At 47.0% G+C, this 18,532-nt stretch carries 9 protein-coding genes; 6 read left to right on the forward strand and 3 right to left on the reverse strand.

Annotated features, from left to right (window positions below; translation table 11 throughout):
- Positions 1 to 11 precede the first annotated feature (11 nt).
- Positions 12 to 2,225, reverse strand: a complete 2,214-nt coding sequence (locus tag IC230_RS26255; protein WP_191042043.1) for a penicillin acylase family protein — start codon at positions 2,223 to 2,225, stop codon at positions 12 to 14.
- A 246-nt stretch (positions 2,226 to 2,471) separates the two neighbouring features.
- Between IC230_RS26255 and IC230_RS26260 the strand changes: the two genes are divergently transcribed.
- The 3 genes from IC230_RS26260 to IC230_RS26270 are packed head-to-tail and all read left to right on the forward strand — an operon-like array spanning position 2,472 to position 4,808.
- Positions 2,472 to 3,029, forward strand: coding sequence for an RNA polymerase sigma factor (locus IC230_RS26260; protein ID WP_191042044.1), 558 nt, complete (start codon positions 2,472 to 2,474; stop codon positions 3,027 to 3,029).
- Complete coding sequence (locus IC230_RS26265; RefSeq protein WP_191042045.1) at positions 3,001 to 3,726, forward strand: hypothetical protein; 726 nt, start codon at positions 3,001 to 3,003, stop codon at positions 3,724 to 3,726. Before IC230_RS26260 ends, IC230_RS26265 begins: the two co-directional genes overlap by 29 nt.
- 2 nt (positions 3,727 to 3,728) lie before the next feature.
- Positions 3,729 to 4,808 (forward strand): hypothetical protein, encoded by a 1,080-nt coding sequence (locus IC230_RS26270; protein ID WP_191042046.1) that lies wholly within the window; start codon positions 3,729 to 3,731, stop codon positions 4,806 to 4,808.
- Here the strand turns inward: IC230_RS26270 and IC230_RS26275 are convergent, their stop codons facing one another.
- Positions 4,809 to 6,632 (reverse strand): M61 family metallopeptidase, encoded by a 1,824-nt coding sequence (locus tag IC230_RS26275; protein WP_191042047.1) that lies wholly within the window; start codon positions 6,630 to 6,632, stop codon positions 4,809 to 4,811.
- Positions 6,633 to 6,984: 352 nt separating this feature from the next.
- On the opposite strand from IC230_RS26275, the gene IC230_RS26280 reads away from it, so the two are divergent.
- The 3 genes from IC230_RS26280 (at position 6,985) to IC230_RS26290 (ending at position 13,825) form a co-directional block, all read left to right on the forward strand.
- The gene (locus IC230_RS26280) at positions 6,985 to 7,665 is read left to right on the forward strand and encodes a hypothetical protein (RefSeq protein WP_191042048.1); all 681 of its coding nucleotides are present in this window, start codon (positions 6,985 to 6,987) and stop codon (positions 7,663 to 7,665) included.
- A 450-nt stretch (positions 7,666 to 8,115) separates the two neighbouring features.
- The gene (locus IC230_RS26285) at positions 8,116 to 10,683 is read left to right on the forward strand and encodes a TonB-dependent receptor (RefSeq protein ID WP_191042049.1); all 2,568 of its coding nucleotides are present in this window, start codon (positions 8,116 to 8,118) and stop codon (positions 10,681 to 10,683) included.
- A 277-nt stretch (positions 10,684 to 10,960) separates the two neighbouring features.
- Positions 10,961 to 13,825, forward strand: coding sequence for a TonB-dependent receptor (locus IC230_RS26290; RefSeq protein WP_191042050.1), 2,865 nt, complete (start codon positions 10,961 to 10,963; stop codon positions 13,823 to 13,825).
- A 251-nt stretch (positions 13,826 to 14,076) separates the two neighbouring features.
- Here IC230_RS26290 and rpoC read toward each other — a convergent pair whose 3' ends face one another.
- Positions 14,077 to 18,426, reverse strand: a complete 4,350-nt coding sequence (gene rpoC, locus IC230_RS26295; protein WP_191042051.1) for a DNA-directed RNA polymerase subunit beta' — start codon at positions 18,424 to 18,426, stop codon at positions 14,077 to 14,079.
- Positions 18,427 to 18,532: the final 106 nt, after the last annotated feature.

Here is an 18,532-nt window from a genome sequence, read left to right on the forward strand (position 1 = left end):
AGTTTACAGAGTTACTCGCCCGGATGATACGTCCGCTCTACGTGTTGCTTGACATCTTCGGGATAAAACCAGACGTCTTTAAACTTCCCTTCGCAATACATACCCGCCTGGTCGGTAAAATGCTGCATGCCGGGTTTACTGCTCTGCCCGCCCGTAACGACGGAACGGGCTTTTACTCTCTTACCAAATTCCACGACAGCCACAAAACTATTGCCTACGTAGCCATACCGCTTTTTAGTATTGGGAGCCGTACGCGCGCCATAAGCCGCCAGCGAACCCCAGACAGAAGGGGTAAAGCCAACCGGAATACTCGGTTTTTGATCGTCGTACGTTTCCTGAATTTTTCCGGTTAGGCGTTGATACCGGTTGATGTCGCCCCAGGGCGTTTTCCACGTACCGAAATCACGGTTCAGTTCGCTAATTGCTTCTTTCAATACGTTTACTTTTTCCTGTGGTGTGGTCTTTTCGACCACGAAAGCCGTGAAACTCAGGAAATCAAGGTGTTGAGTAGCCGGAACACGACTACGGGCCAAACGCTGAATTTTTTCGCCCCAGAAAATAGCCAGTGTTGTTCCAACGGACGTAATACCGTAACATTTGTTCCAATCTCTCAAAATTTGAATGGCTTCCGCTACGTCTTTGGATTTGTTGGCTGAATCGGCTGATACGGTCTGGTAAGCCGTCAGTAAAGCAGGAATCAATTCATCAAAACCGGCTAGATGCGGGTCGTTCGCGGCCGCAATCAACGTATCGAGCGTAAAATTTGATTTTTGGCTTAACACACGAACCGCATTGATACCGCGATAATTTTCAGCATCGGGCGCCATGTAGGTCGGGTATTGGCTTTTGGCAGGGCTGCTATTTCCCGATACGGTAAAAGGAGTCGAATTGCAATTCTGAATCCAGCCACTAGCGGGGTTTTTCACCTGTACGAGTTCATCAACCGAATGCAAGCCTTTCCATTCCGTTTCGGGGTTACTGCCCTCAACCGGCTGGCTCCAGTCGAATTTAGAATCTCGTTTCGGCATGAAATTACCGTGCCAATAGGCAATGTTTCCGTCGCGATCGGCAAAAACGGTGTTATTGGACGCGTTGCCATTCAGTTTCATGACGTCTTTGTAGCTCGCGTATCCTTTTGCTTTTGTTCGCAAATACGACTGTTCCAGGGCCTCCAGGGGCGTGTTCATCATATCGACCGCAATCCATTTGCCATCTTTCTCCCCCACAACAGGGCCGTGTTGCGTCCAATACATCGTAAATTCTTTGTACTGAATGCCATTACCTGATTTATACGGCAGTTTTATTTTCTGCGTACGAACGGGTTTGAGCGTATTGCCATATCGATAGAAGAACGTATTGTCTTTCTTCTCGATGGTTTCCAGGTACTCGTCCATGGAATCGGCACCGCTGGACGTGTGCATCCAACCACAGTATTCGTTAAAGCCCTGATAAATAAAGAATTGGCCCCACGTAACAGCGCCATAGGCATTCAGCCCTTCCTGACTATTCAGTTGCACTTCTGACCGAAAATAAAACGATGTGTGCGGGTTGATCAGCAACATCGCATTTTTCGTCGCACTTTTAGAAGGTGCAATCGCAAAGCCATTCGAGCCAACGGGTTCACGCTCATATTTGTCGAAATCGTTGATTAACGAGGTAAATTTATTATGCTCATAGAAAGCCTTTAGCCGCTCAGTCGATATCACGCTGATATTTCCCCCAATGCTTCCTTCGCTGAAAATCAGCGGCATCCACGGCTGAAAACGGGTCAGTAATTTAGGCTTAACCTCAGGGTGCGTATAGAGATAATAATTCGTCCCATCAGCAAACGCGTCCAGCAGTTTTTTCATCCAGCCCGGACTCTTTTTGTAGATAGCAATCGCCTGGGTCGAGTCCAGAAACAGCCGGGCCCGCAAATCGTGATACAACGCGGACTCTCCTTCAACTTCAGCCATGCGCCCAATAGCATCGATGTAGTTTTCCTCAACGCGGGCAAAATCATCTTCGCACTGCGTGAACAATACGCCAAACACTACGTCGGCATCGGTTTTACCGTAAATGTGCGGAATACCCCACGTATCGCGCGTAATCGTAATCTGTTTAGCCTGTTGCTGCCAGCGAGCAATTTCAGTTTTAGTGAACGATTGAGCATGGGCAGATGTAGCCCATAGAATACTAAAGAAAGTGCCAATTAGACGAATAAACGACAGTCGAGAATAATTCATTGATGAATAGAAGAGAGCAGATGGGTTATTTGGCAAAAATAGGGTTTCCTGATAGTATTGATCACACAAATTGACAAATACGCTTTTTTGCACCTCGAATAACAGAATCTACCAAAAGAGTATACTAACGTAGCGTATAGATTTCCAGCCGAAGTCTTATAAATTTTTTTTCCACTCAGCAGGCAACCCTTTTTTCAGAACTGGCATTTCTGTCATTGAAACCAGGTCGTTTAACCCGAACTAGTTATGTCTAAGCAACTTGTCGAACAGTGTCAGCGGGGTAATTCCTTTGCCCAAAAGCGGCTGTATGACCAGTACGCGAACCGGTTGTTTCGGGTTAGTTTGCGTTACGTTCGGAATGAACCCGAAGCTGAAGAAGTGCTGATGAACGGCTTTCTAAAAGCATTTCGTGCCATTGGCGATTTTACGTATCGCGACGATAACGGGCTGGAAGCCTGGCTCCGACGTATTGTGGTCAATGAAGCCTTGCAATACCTGCGAGCTAATCGACACCTGCCGCTTTTTCAGGCCGATGACGACGTGGAAGGCCAACCCGATTCTGTTCCATTACCTGATACCAATCTGGATGCGGAACGGATTTATGCACTCATTCGGGAATTACCTCCCGGTTATCGGACGGTGTTTAATCTGTACGTGATTGAAGGATATACCCATCGTGAAATTGCAGAGCAGTTGACTATCTCGGAGAACACATCAAAATCGCAACTGAATAAAGCGCGTGCCTTATTACAGAATTGGTTAACCCATTACGGCTATGAAGCAGAAACCCGACGAAACGCTTGACTCGTGGGTGCAGCAATCGCTCCGGCAATTACCCGATACGTCTCCACCCGGTTCAACATTCGATCCAGAGCGCTTGTGGTCGCAACTACGTCCTGAACTTCAGGCTACGTCTTCGCGACGAAAAGTAAGTATAATGTGGTGGGCGACCGCAGCCTGTCTGGCAAGCTTAGTGTTGGGTTGGCTCTGGTCACAGCAATCAGCGGAGAATCATCCTACGAACGTAACGCGCAGCATGATACGTAATGTAGATACGCCAAGTGTAAGTCATCAGGGTAAAAAGCCCATCAGTGAGGTATTGGTCGAAGAGTCTGCCATTGCTGACCATACAACATCCCAAGTACGTTTAAAAACCCGTCATCGCTCAAACGTGAGTATAGCAGTTGAGTCGCCTTCATCACCGCCCGACGAATCAGTGAACGTTGTCACGCAAAACTCTGAATCACCACTTCCGGTGGAAATGCCTATCACTATCGAAAAACCAACGGAACGTAACAAACCCAACGTAGCCGTTGTTGCGCCCAAACGCCGATTTCGGGTTATGCATGAAAATGAATTACGTGCTGAAGAAGAAACCCAGCCCAAGCTCTATCGACCCGATCATTTTGTCCGCATAGGTACTGGACGAAATGAGGAGCCGATATCAGAATCCTACCCTAGTGACCTGATCACTCACCTTACGACTAAAAAAACACAATAATCATGCGTTTATTTTTTCTGATTACTACGCTCCTGATGAGCGTAGCTGAGATCTCTATGTCTCAGTCAACCGGTTCGCGTTTAACACAGCCAGGTGCCAGACGAAAGTTTGTCGGTATAAGCCATATTGAAGTCGATTTGGGTCAGCGCAATACGTTACTCATTGGCTTCGATCAGTACGCGCAGGTTCAGGCTCACAAAAACATCGATTCGGTACTACGTTTGTTTGTGGCTGACTACCGAAAGGTGGAAGACACGACTCAGAGTCCGACACGGGCGACGCATGCACTTTATCGCCTGGGTAATACCGACCGGGATCTGGCGTTACGTTACGTGCCTCAACCCACTACGTCATTTCGGTTCCGTGATGCTGATGAACCTGTTCAAGTAAAAACACAACAGGACACGCTCCAGATTGCCTGGGTTTCAGCTTTAGCCAAAGCCGTACCTACCGATTTCGCCGTCTATTTTTTCGTCAATAGCTTACAAGACCTCGAACGTTTACTCAGCAAAGGCGGGATTAATTCGAAAGTAGAACAAGCGCTTGAATCGGTACGTGACTTTAAACATCACAACCTGACCAACCCCAGATACACCTTTGACCTGCTTCAAAGCGTTGACAACAAGCCAACCTTCCAAACGCCGGGTCTTGCTGGCGAGCCTTTTCTCAGTTTTCATCCCGGCATTGGCGTAGGGCTTATTCGCACACAGTGGATTCCATCACTTAACTTCGATCTCGAACTGATTCCTAACCAGTTCCGACGAGTAGGCTACACCATAGGCTATACCGGAAATTTCTTTTTTGGACAATCGAATACGGACATCACCGTTCGTGATTTTCTCAACGTGGGCGTTAGTTTTTACCGTTACAATAAAGATAGACGTACAGTAGCCTTTAGTCGACAGATAGCTTCTTTTTATGTTGGTATACCACTACGTCGGAATGAGTACTTTTTTGAGCCAAATACCATCCGCCTGGGGGGTACTGTCTATCATAATGGACTATTTAAAGTTCAGCCGGAACTCTACATGAGTAATTTTAAGAATGTATACCCAGCCTTGCGCTTGGTCGTTGGGCTTTAACTAGTTACGAAGCCAGTCAGTCAGGATAGCGTTCTGTAGTTTGTCAGGATTGGGTAAACGGGTTATCTGAAAACTACGCTCAGATTTTTTGCCCGGCGTAATCGACTTTTCAGTGACTTGTCCACGTTGGGCCACCACCAGTTTAACGGGTACGTCTGGATTAAGTGATTTAAGAGCGGAAACGGTTGCTGGTTGGTCATTTAGTTTTAACACTACAGATCCGCTACGTACGCCCGCTTTCCAGGCGGGTGACTCCCAGTCAACATCTGATACGTATACGCTGTCTGATTTTTCCCGTACGGCCAGACCGAGCCATGCCTTAGAGACTTGTTTGAACGTAGTGTCAACTGCCAGGCCAGCGTAAGCAAGGTATTTCGGGTAATCGATGGGCTTAACAGTTGATGCATAATCGAACACCTCGATTAAGGACGTACCGGCCGTTTTTTCAGACACTTGCCGAAATTCCTGATCCGTAAACCCACGGTTTTTCTTCTGGTAATATTCCTGATAAAGCGTCTGCATTACATCGTCGAGCGACTTCTTATTCTTCGTCTCATGGCGGATTTTGAAGTCGAGCAGCATACCCAGAACTGGGCCTTTCTCATAATACGAAATCGTTTTATAGGCATCGTCGCCCGTGCGGCCGAAGGGCCCGTCTTCCCAGGTTTCGTAACTGGCCTGGGTTGCTGACTGGAATAAATGACCGGGTTTGTTTTCGTAGGCAGAGAGGTTGGTACGTAGTGCATTCAGCAATTCATCGTCCGTCATTAATCCGGCGCGACGGAGGATCAGGTATTCGTAATACACCGTAAACCCTTCCGAAACCCAGAGCATGTTGGTCCGGTTTTCCCGATCATAATCAAACGGCCCCAGCGACACAGGCCGAATGCGCTTTACGTTGTAGTGATGGAAATATTCGTGGGCCAGGAATTTATACAAGCGTAATTTTCCCTGCGGTGTGTTTAATCCGTTGCCATCGAAGCTGATGGAGGTAGAGTTTAAATGTTCAATACCTCCCCCACCCGGTCCAATGGCAATAAATGTGTAATGCTTATACGGTATATCGCCAATGACTGCGGCCCCTGCTTCTACAATCTTTTTCAGATCGCTAACGAACTGCTGCTGGTCAAACTTTCCGATGTTGTACCCAACGAAATAGTGCGGGATGCCATTCACTGTGAACGAAGGCAGTTGATCCAGGTTGCCCATCAGCATCGGACTATCATACAATACGTCAAAATTAGGGGCGGTAAACGTATTGGATTGGCCAGGAATCGAGTCCAGTCCCGTAGCAATAGTCGATTTCCAGCCAGAATAAGGATGAAGCGTAACGGTAGCAGGCTGCTGAATCTGGTTCGCTACGTGCATAAATACGCCAGCCGGTGAGATGTACCCTCTATTCTCGTCCAGATAATTACCAGCGACAAAATTGCGTGTCGCTTTTACGTCATACAAAAGCTTTAACTCCGAGGCTTTATTTGTATTCACTCGCCAGGTGTTATTGCCTGTCTTCTCCCATTTTAAGGCTTTGCCCGCCTTATCGGTCGCCTGAAAATTTTCGACGTTACTGGCATAATTCATTAGCTGGTAATACCCGGGTGTCCAGGCCGGTAGTTTAAAGTCAATGGCTTCACTGCCCTTATTTACGTAGTGGAGGGTTACGTGAAATAAGTGATTAGCGGGCTGATTCATCGTCACATCGAACGCCATCACCTCCGCTGTTTTCTGGGCAAACAACTGAGTTGAGATGGATAAAAAACCGCTAACGAAAACCAGACAGCAATACGTAGTGAAACCAGTAATTTGGTAGAATCGACGAGACATAGCTATATAGAACGGCGGGTAATAATCATTCGCTGACTGACAAGCGTAGTTGATTAGGCAGCATTGGTACGTATCAAATATAATCGAATGTCGGTCTGCTGACGCTACGTTTTGGCAGGTTATTGAAAAGGTTAAACTGCGTCTTGTCAAACGTCAACCAAGTGACCCAATTCGCCTTTAATTACGGCCCTAAAACAGCCGAATAACTTATCGAAATCGGCTTGATTTTGTCGAAATTATCCCTTTGTTTTCAGCGGTTTATCCTGTATATTTACTTCCCCAATTTCCAACAAACAACCATACTAATGAGCCAGATTCCGGTAATGAACCCACGTCTGGCAACTCAATCCGCATGAAAAAAGGACGCTCGAATTCGAACCAGCTCCAGATTGATTTTCTGGCCGCTTATCGTCAGATGTTGATTAGTCTGGGTAACTCCGACAACCTGCCCGTCAATGAAAGTCTGTTTATGCGCATGACTGACCAGTGGGAAAACACGCGCGCCATCCCGGCGAATCTTCTGTTTCAGAAAAGCCCCGTTGAAGCGGTTGTTTTCCGATTGCAGAAAACCGATGATCGACTACGTTTCCCCGATGAATTTATTGCGGGTGAAATTCGCGGTGAGCAGGGGCTAACAGGTTTCTCGGCTAAATTCCGGGAGCAGGGCTGGGTGATTCTGCCCAGTGAATTGTCGGCTATGTATAAAAATTTGTTTTTGAATATTCTGGCAGCTTCCGTTGGTCTGGAGTATCTGTATCCATCACGGAAAGAATTAGTGGCCGAAGCCGAGCGCGTATCTCTGGCCGCTATGCTTCCTGAAGCTGAAGTGCGTAAGTTTTTTGGTCTGCGCCTGTCGCGTTTCCCCGACAGCTTCCGTAGCGAAGTGGCGAATTACTTCAACCTACCATTCGACTACGTATTAAAACGCGCCAACCATCTCGGCATGGTTTCCGAGCAGGTGATTGAGGAAGCCAATTCGCAAACGCTACGTTCGCCGATTCTTCGTCGTCCGCAGAGTAGCCGGGCCGCGTAAATAGCTAGTTGATTTTTAAAAGCCGGTAAAGTGAATCTACTTTACCGGCTTTTTTTGTGACCTGGCTTGTCGTCACATTCATTGATCTGAAGTATAGGATTTCTTATAATTAGAACAGCATAACCATTGAATCGCGACAACTTTCTCTCTGTAAAGACGAAGTACCAAGCAATTGTTCTTTTTCAAGACGCTCCATTTATTAAACAAGAAAATCAATCGATTAGGTGAATTTTTTAGGATTCTACTTGGAAGTACGACGAAGATACTGCTGTTTTGCAAACCCTATCAATTCAATAGATTATAACTACTAATAGTCTATCTAATATAGGGAGAATACAAAACACCCATAAACTACGTATTACGAAAGCATATTAATAAATATAGTATTTCTATAGCATTAAGTAATAATTCGTGATGCGTGAACCACAACAATACCAAACATAGTTAGGAATGAAACAAATTTTAAAGGCAACTTTTCTGCTAGGGGTTTTTCTTATACCCTTATTTTTATCAGCTCAAAATGCACCCGTTATAAATTCGACAGTATCTGGAAAAGTTGTTGACGCACGTACCAAAGAATTCTTGATTGGCGCCACCGTAACGATTAAAGGCATAACCAACGGGGCTTCAACCGACATAAATGGCCAATTCAACCTGCTTACAGCTCAGAAGCTACCGTTTACAGTTGTTGTCTCTTTTGTGGGCTATCAGACGAAAGAAGTTGTTTTAAACGATAATAACGTAGAAATTCCGCTTGAAGAGGGAGCGAATCAGTTAGACGACGTAGTGATTACGTCCCGACGTCGTCAGGAGTCGGCACAGGACGTTCCCATTCCAATCTCGATCGTAAGTGGTAACCGCGCCGAAGATGCCGGCGCTTTCAACGTGAACCGGCTAAAAGAATTGGTACCAACGGTTCAGCTATATGCGTCAAATGCCCGGAATACAACCCTTAACATTCGTGGTTTAGGTTCTACGTACGGGTTGACAAACGATGGCATTGATCCAGGCGTCGGATTTTATGTAGATGGCGTGTATTATGCCCGTCCGGCAGCTACAGCGCTCGATTTCATCGACATCGAACAGGTTGAAGTGTTACGAGGTCCCCAGGGAACGTTATTCGGCAAAAACACAACGGCCGGAGCCTTTAACATTACAACTCGTCCGGCCGCTTTTACCCCGAGCGGAACGTTTGAATTGAGTTATGGTAATTATGGGTTTATCCAGGCCAAAGCATCCCTTACGGGGCCATTGAGTAAAAAACTTGCCGCACGGGTGTCGTTTACTGGTACGCAACGAAACGGAACATTTTACAATGTACATACCCAGCTTCCGATCAACGACATTAACAATATTGGTGTACGGGCACAACTTCTGTATACTCCAAGCGATAATGTAAGAATTACCTTGATTGGAGATGTTTCTGATCAAAAACCGAATGGTTACGGCTGGCCAGTAGCTGGTGTTGTGCCCACCAAACGAGCTGCCTATCGTCAATTCAATGCCATCATTGCCGATTTAAATTACAAACTTCCGTATTCAAGCGCTTTTGACCGGATCGTTGACCTTGATACGCCCTCAAAAGCAGATAATCAGCTTGGTGGCGTATCGTTGAATGCCGACATTAAATTAGGGGGCGGTACACTGACCTCTACAACGGCCTGGCGTCACTGGCAATGGACTCCCCTGAATGACCGTGACTATATAGGCTTACCCGTCTTTACGATTTCGGCAGGTAACTCGGTCCATGACCAGTGGTCGCAGGAAATACGGTATGCGGGCAGAATTTCCCCCCGATTGAGCGGTGTTGTTGGCTTATTTGGCCTTTGGCAGGATTTGAAGTCTGATCCTGTACAGACCGAAGAAGCTGGTTCTGCCCAATGGCGATTTGCCCAAAGTTCCACCAGTGCTCTCTGGAGAACCCCCGGTTTATTCGACAACTTCGGTATCCGCACAACTAATCGTATCCAGAGCACAGGCTTGGCTGCCTTTGGTCAACTTGACTGGGCCGTAACCGATAGAATCCACGTTTTACCAGGTGTCCGGTATAATTACGATAAGAAGATAGCCAACTATAAACGGGAAACTTATGGAGGTCTGCAAACAACCGACCCTGCTTTAGTGGCTTTAAAGAACGGCGTTTACACGAATCAGGCGTTTGACACGGAGGTATCGGAAGGTAATTTCTCTGGACAGGTTACCCTGCAATATAGAGCTGGGAAGTCGATTAATGCCTTTGGTACCTATGCGATAAGCTACAAACCTGTCGGGATCAATATTGGCGGACTACCAACGGCTAATGGGCAGACATTACTTGACCTGGCCAGAGTGAAGCCCGAACATGTAAACCACCTCGAATTTGGCCTGAAAACAAAACCATCCCCTAACTCTGTCCTGAATCTGGTCCTTTATAACACAGAAATCAAAGACTTTCAGACACAGGTGCAAACGCCTGAACCAGGCGTTAACCGAGGCTATCTGGCCAATGCGGAGAAAGTACGTGTTATGGGTGTGGAGGTAGACGGAAATATACGGGTAGCCAATCGATTAACCCTGAACGCAGCCGTTGCCTATACGGATGGCAAGTACGTGTCGTTTACGAACGCGCCGGTGCCGCTCGAAGAAACGGGGGGAGAGCAAGCCTTTAAAGACATTTCAGGAGGGGTTTTACCTGGTATTTCAAAATGGTCAGGTTCTGTTGGTGGCGAGGTAACCGCGAGAGGAAATCTAATTAGCCTGAAAGGAAATTACTTTTTCGGTGTGGATGCGTTTTATCGTTCATCGTTTTCGTCGAGCCCCTCACCTTCTCAGTATTTGAATATCGACGGCTATTCCCTGGTAAACAGCCGACTTGGCTTTAGAGCTTCAAACGGAATTTCGGCTTTTATTTGGGTTAGAAATTTATTCAATACAAATTACTACGAGCAGCTATTAGCAGCTCCGGGAAGCGCAGGGCATTATGCCGGAATCGTGGGCGATCCACGTATGCAGGGTGTTACGATACGGTACACTTTCTAACTGAGGTGCTTGAAAAAAGATAAAATATCTTGATCTGGCTACGTAGTGCACGTTTAATTACAGGTGTCTGATGAGTTTACTCATCCTTAACCGGAAGCGCTTAGTTTATCAAAAAATACATTAAGTAACTTTTTATTTAGGGGGCTTTTCTTATATTTACGAAAGCTGTTTGTGTTAGATATACTAAACACAAACAGCTTTCGTAGTTTTACGCACTACTATGAGCTTACCGCATGCTATTTTATTCGGATAAGCTTTGCTTTAGTAATCCAACTCTATGAAATTTTTTGTCCTATCTATAACGCTTGCGTTACTGACTGTTACAACGGCTTGGGCACAATTAAACCTGGCTGGCAGTGTAACTGATGAAAAAGGACATCCATTAGAAGGAGCCATCGTTATCATTCGGGGAACCAGTAAAGGAACCATTTCGCAGGCTGATGGTCAGTTTTCCTTTCGATCTACGGAGTCGCTACCCCTTACCCTTATCGTATCATTTATCGGTCATCATCAACAAAGTGTTCAGGTTCGGGGTAATAATTTCCGCCGTATCGTAGTGCAACTCACCCCTAAAAGTATTTTAAACGATCAGGTAGCGATCGCAACCAGTCGAGTACCCGAAGCAATTCAGAAATCGGCTTTAACGGTTGAGAAACTTGGTGTAAAATCATTTCAACAATCGCCCAGCCTTAGCCCTTTCGACGCGCTTCAGAACGTAACGGGTGTTGATTTTCTGACCCAGAGTCTGCTGTTTAAGTCAGTTAATCTACGTGGCTTTGGCTCTACGACGAACAATCGTTTTCTGCAACTTACCGATGGCATGGATAATCGCTCGCCCGGTCTAGGCTTCGGCTTCGGGAACGTAGCGGGCCTTCCGGACCTGGATGTTGAAAGTATTGAACTGGTACCGGGTGCGTCATCGGCACTTTACGGTCCTGATGCCATTCAGGGAATGATGCTGACAACCAGTAAAAATCCCTTCATGTATCAGGGATTAAGCGCTCAAGTCAAGGTTGGTGTTAATAATATTGGAAAAGCGGCTTTCGGCCCAAAGGTTTATACGGACATGGCCATCCGCTATGCTAAACAATTGGGTACACGCCTTGCGATCAAAGCCAGTTTCCAACGAATAACCGGTACTGATTTTATCGCCGACGATTATAGTGATCGCTCAACGAACGCTCGCACCAGCTTTTTTCTAACCGACGCCCGTAGAGGAGGAATCGCCACCGGCATTGGCTATATACCTAATGCAGACGCCAATACGAATTTTGAGTACGACGGCGTCAATGTTTATGGCGATGATGTCAATAGTGGAGGTGCTTTTCGGTTTCCTGATAACTATGCAAACGTATTACTAAGCAAGAAATTAGTGACGCGAACCGGCTACACTGAACTAGACGTATTGGGTAATAATGGCCAGGTTTTTAACAACCGCGCTACTGCATCCTTACATTATAAGCTTACGAATAGCTTAGAGGCTTCGCTGGGATGGTATTACGGGAACGGAAATTTCCTTGAGACGGCTAGCTATCGTAACTATTTTCCAAACTACCAGCGACATCAATTTAAAGCTGAATTACGGGGTGATAATTTCTTTTTGCGAGCCTATACGACTCAGCAAAACGCCGATGGTTGGAACATAGGCCAAACAGCTACAGCCATCACTAACACCTGGAAATCGTTGAATCAATGGGCTGCCGAGTTTGGACAAGCTTATGTAGAAACGAAAGTTAGCGTAGGGCTGGCACGGTCTTCAGCCAACCGTGGCCGTTATGAACCGGGTACAAATGTTTTCAATTCCACACGCGACGCCTACGCGAATACGTATAACACGGATTTTCTTCCTGGCTCTACCACCGCTCGAGGGCGCCGTTTCCGCGACAACTCACAGCTGTGGCATTACGAAGGCATGTATAATTTCACGAAGTTGCTACAAGTGGCCGAGGTAATTGCGGGAGCCAGTTGGCGACATTACGCCTTAGAATCTGGTGGTACCTCTTTCTCTAAACAGGCCGACGGCTCCGAGTACACAATCAACGAAATTGGGGCTTATGTGCAGGCATCTAAAGAATTTAGTTTACATAACGTAACGATTAGGCCCACCGTAGCGCTTCGCTATGATAAAAATCAATATCTAAAAGGGGGTCTAACTCCCCGATTGTCAGCCGTAGCCAGTTATGGGGAGCATCACCTTCGGGCATCCTGGCAGACTGCCTTTCATAACCCTACCCCTGAACAGCTATTTTCGACTCCTGCTTCAGGATCAGGTGGCCAGGTAGGTGGCCTGGCTCAAGCTTACACTAGCGCAGTACTGGATACGAATCCGGGTTATCTTCAATCGGAGGCCGCACTTTACCAGGCTAACCCTCAGACAGTCGCTCGCCCAAATCCGTTTGTGATTGATCCAGGCAGGTATACAACCGAGAAGATGAAAACGTGGGAGATTGGCTACAAGACCCTCATCAAGAATAAATTCTATATTGACGCTTTTTATTTCGCCAGCCACTACACTGATTTTAGTACAACCCAGACGCTGTACCAATTGCTAACGCCAGGGGCTGGAGCAGCCGCCTTACTAATACCAGCTAACTACAGGACCCTACAGGTAAATACCAATACCGCAAATGAGGCTTTTGTACGTGGGGTTGGTATTGGTGTCGAGTATGGGTTAGGGGATGGTTTTATGCTACGCGGTAATTACACCTACCAAAATGGCTTGGTAACTCTCTATGATACAGAAGGTAGCATCCGTAATGATTTGGCAGGTGCACCGGTTATTAAGCGAAAAATGAGTAATCCCGAAGTAGCACAACTGGGGAGGAACTTCTTTAATACGCCCGAAAACCGGTATAATCTTACCTTATGTAACCCGCGATTAACGGATAAATTAGGCGCTACAGTTACCTATCATTGGACTGACAAAATGTGGTATGAGCAGGGAATTACGGCCGGTGATGTTTGGTTACCTTCCTGGACAAGTTTAGATGCGCAGATATCGTACAAATTTCCTCTACTCAAATCGATCATTAAACTCGGAGGCACTAATCTTTTAAATCAATACTATACGCAGGGATACGGCTTGGCGCGCGTTGGAGGCATGTATTATATGAGCATTACGTTTGATGAATTAATGCGCTAATTGCTTGTCTGTTTTAGTTGTCTCTCCTTCTCAAGCGAATTACTATCAACTACGTTGGGTAACGTCTTTCTGGCGAGTGTGCTCCTGCTCTGGCTCGACGGATGACTGAGCAGTGAATAGACTATTCGTTCATGTACTGATGGTGATCTTTTCTATTGGCATAATACGTTTTGCCCTACCATTTTTCCTTTAACCCAATAAAAAACCGCCCCAGTGTTTGCCGGGGCGGTTTCGTGTATTTAAATCTAATTTTAGACGGTTGCCCGTTTCTTGGCACGAGCGAACTGTTCGCGCGATTCGGTAATCGTTTCCAATTCCTCCTTCGAGCCAACGATCGCGTTTTGGTAATGACGAATACCTGTACCCGCAGGGATCAAATGACCTACGATAACGTTCTCTTTCAGGCCATCGAGCGTATCACGTTTGCCACGGATCGACGCTTCGCTAAGTACCTTCGTCGTTTCCTGGAAGGAAGCCGCCGAGATAAAGCTATCGGTACCCAATGACGATTGTGTAATCCCCATCAGCGTTGGTTGAGAAACGGCAGCCATGGCGTCACGTACGGTCACAAGAGCCATATCACGACGTTTCAGGCTGGAATTTTCGTCGCGTAGTTGACGACTCGTTACAATCATACCGGGTTTGAAATTGGCCGAATCGCCAGCGTCCATAACCACTTTGGCATCAAGTACTTTGTCGTTTTCTTCGCGGAAAGACCACTTATCGACAACCTGACCTTCAAGGAAATTGGTATCACCTGAGTCGATAATTTCAACTTTCTGCATCATCTGACGCACAATGGCTTCGATGTGTTTGTCGTTGATTTTCACCCCTTGCAGGCGGTAAACTTCCTGAATTTCATTCACCAGATACTCCTGAACGGCCGTCGGACCTTTAATAGCCAGAATGTCGCTTGGAGTAATGGCTCCGTCAGATAATGGTGCGCCAGCCCGTACAAAGTCGTTATCCTGTACAAGGATGAACTTCGACAGCGGTACGAGATACTTCTTCTTCGTGCCGTCTTTCGACTCGATGAAGATTTCGCGGTTACCACGTTTGATAGCACCATACGTAACGACACCATCAATTTCGCTCACTACGGCTGGGTTCGATGGGTTCCGGGCTTCAAACAATTCCGTTACGCGTGGCAGACCACCCGTAATGTCGCGGGTTTTACCAACATTACGTGGAATTTTCGCCAGTGGTTGACCAGCTTTAATTTTCTGTCCTTCTTTTACAACCAGACGAGAACCAACCGGTAGGTTGTAACTCTTTTGCAATGGACCGCCATCATTATCAGGCAGGTGCAGCGTCAGTGTTGTCGTTCCTTGTACAACGATAGCTGGGTTCTTCGCTTTATCGCGGCTTTCGATGATTACCTTCTCCTGAAAGCCGGTCTGCTCATCAAATTCTTCACGATATGTGATACCATCTTCAATCGCATCAAACGTCAACGTACCGGTCAACTCAGAAAGAATGACAGCGTTATATGGATCCCAGGCGCAAATATCATCGCCTTTCTTCACGACATCGCCATCTTTCACCCGAAGGAAAGCACCGTAAGGAACGTTATTGCTGATCAGAACCTGATTACGATCATCAGGGTTGACAATGCGAACTTCGCCTGAACGACCCATTACAACCGTTTGTGCGTTCCCTTCACTGTCTTCCGACTCAACGGTCCGCATTTCTTCAAGTTCAATCAGACCATCAAACTTCGCCTTGATCGATGCATCAACAGCAATGTTCGACGCCGTACCACCCACGTGGAACGTACGAAGTGTTAACTGTGTACCCGGTTCACCGATGGATTGAGAAGCAATTACGCCTACAGCTTCACCGATGTCGACCATGCGACCCGACGCCAGGTTCCGACCGTAACATTTGGCACAAACACCCTGCCGCGATTCACACGTCAGCACTGAACGGATTTCTACCGTTTCAATGCTTGTTTCGTCAATCTGGGCAGCGACTTCTTCTGTAATCAGCTCACCCGAACCAATAATCAGTTCTTTCGACAGCGGATCATAGATATCGTGTACTGTTGTTCGACCCAGAATCCGTTCCGACAACGGCTCAACAATATCTTCATTATCTTTCAACGCCGACACTTGCAGACCACGTAACGTACCGCAATCATCTTCACTGATAATTACGTCCTGTGCTACGTCGTGCAGTCGACGGGTCAGATAACCAGCATCAGCCGTTTTCAGGGCTGTATCGGCCAGACCTTTCCGGGCACCGTGCGTTGAAATAAAGTACTCCAATACGTCGAGTCCTTCTTTGAAGTTCGACAGAATTGGGTTTTCAATGATTTCACCTACTGAACCCTGCAGATTTTTCTGAGGCTTAGCCATCAGACCCCGCATACCACCCAGCTGACGAATCTGCTCGCGAGAACCACGGGCTCCCGAGTGCATCATCATATAAATCGAGTTGAACCCACCCTGGTCGGCTTCGAGTTGCTTCATCAGCGTCTCGGTCAGACGAGAGTTTACGCGGGTCCAGATATCGATTACCTGGTTGTAGCGTTCGTTTTCCGTAATCAGACCCATCAGGTAGTTATCCCAAACGCCCTGTACTTCAGCTTTCGCTTCGTCAACAAGACCTTGTTTCGCTTCTGGAATCATGACATCGCTCAATCCGATGGACAAGCCACCTTTGAACGCCATCTGGAAGCCAAGTTCTTTGATTTCATCAAGGAATTGAGCCGTCCGTGCTCCGCCCGAAATCTTGAAAATGAGCGCAATGATTTGCTGCAGCTTCTTTTTCGTCAGGAGTTCGTTGATGTAGCCAACTTCTTCAGGTACAGCCTGGTTGAACAACAAACGACCTGCTACCGTGTCAATGACTTTATAAACCAGCTCGCCATTTTCGTCCCGGAGTTTTACCCGGCACTTAATGTTAGCGTGCTTGGAAACTTTGCCTTCATTGATACCAATAATAACTTCTTCGGTACCGTAGAAAGTCATTCCTTCACCCGCAATTGGGTACTCCGGAATGCTCTTACGACCTTTCGTTACGTAGTATAGGCCTAACACCATGTCTTGCGAAGGTACCGTAATTGGCGCTCCGTTAGCTGGGTTAAGGATATTGTGCGAGGCCAGCATTAACAACGACGCTTCAAGCACAGCTTCCTGACCAAGTGGTACGTGAACAGCCATCTGGTCACCGTCAAAGTCAGCGTTGAAAGCTGTACAAACGAGTGGGTGTAACTGAATCGCTTTTCCTTCGATCAGCTTTGGCTGGAACGCCTGAATACCCAGGCGGTGAAGCGTTGGAGCCCGGTTCAGCAGAACGGGGTGGCCTTTCAATACGTTCTCCAGAATGTCCCAGATAACCGGGTCTTTCCGATCAACGATTTTCTTAGCCGACTTCACTGTTTTTACAATGCCCCGCTCGATGAGTTTGCGAATAACGAACGGCTTGAATAATTCAGCCGCCATATCTTTCGGCAGACCGCACTCGTGCAGTTTTAGCTCAGGTCCAACGACAATAACCGAACGACCTGAATAGTCAACACGCTTACCGAGCAGGTTCTGACGGAAACGACCTTGTTTCCCTTTTAGCATGTCGGATAGTGACTTCAGAGCACGGTTACCTTCCGAACGAACGGCGTTCACCTTACGCGAGTTATCGAACAGCGAATCGACGGCTTCCTGTAACATCCGCTTTTCGTTACGGAGGATTACTTCAGGGGCTTTGATTTCGATAAGCCGTTTCAGACGGTTGTTCCGGATGATAACCCGACGATACAGGTCATTCAAATCAGACGTAGCAAATCGGCCACCATCAAGAGGAACAAGCGGACGAAGTTCGGGTGGAATTACCGGTACCATCTTGATGACCATCCATTCAGGACGGTTTTCGATGCGGCCATTCGCTTCCCGGAATGCTTCGACAACTTTTAACCGTTTCAGCGCTTCAGCTTTCCGTTGCTGCGACGTATCAGTAGCCGCAGCATGACGTAGTGAATACGACAATTCGTCTAGCTGAACACGCGACAACAGCATTTCTAACGCATCGGCCCCCATCTTGGCGATGAATTTATTCGGGTCTTTGTCGTCGAGGTGCTGATTGGTACTTGGCAGTTTATCAATGATGTCCAGGTACTCGTCTTCCGTCAGGAAATCGAGTTGGTTAATACCGTCTTCGGCTTTCACACCTGGCTGAACCACTACGTAGCGTTCGTAATAGATAACCTGATCGAGTTTTTTCGTCGACAGCCCCAGCAGATAACCAATCTTGTTCGGTAAGCTGCGGAAATACCAGATATGCGCAACAGGCACCACCAGTTCGATGTGACCCATGCGCTCCCGACGAACTTTTTTCTCAGTTACTTCAACTCCGCAGCGATCGCAGATAATACCCTTGTAGCGAATCCGCTTGTATTTACCGCAATGACACTCCCAGTCCTTTACAGGCCCGAAAATGCGCTCGCAAAACAAACCGCCCATTTCGGGTTTGTAGGTCCGGTAATTGATGGTCTCCGGCTGTGTCACTTCGCCGTAGGAACTCTCCAAAATAGACTCTGGCGATGCCAAACTGATTGTTACGCTGGCAAAGTCGCTGTTGAGTTTTTTGTTCTTTTTGAACGACATTGGTTGGAGATTATAGGTTTGAAAGAGAAGCTAAGAGCGAGGAGCACGGGGCAGGGAATTTGCTTACGCATCACCCTTGCTCCTTGCTCCCTGCTCCTCGCTTCAG

It is taken from the genome of Spirosoma validum, assembly GCF_014699035.1.
Classification (GTDB): Bacteria; Bacteroidota; Bacteroidia; order Cytophagales; family Spirosomataceae; genus Spirosoma; species Spirosoma validum.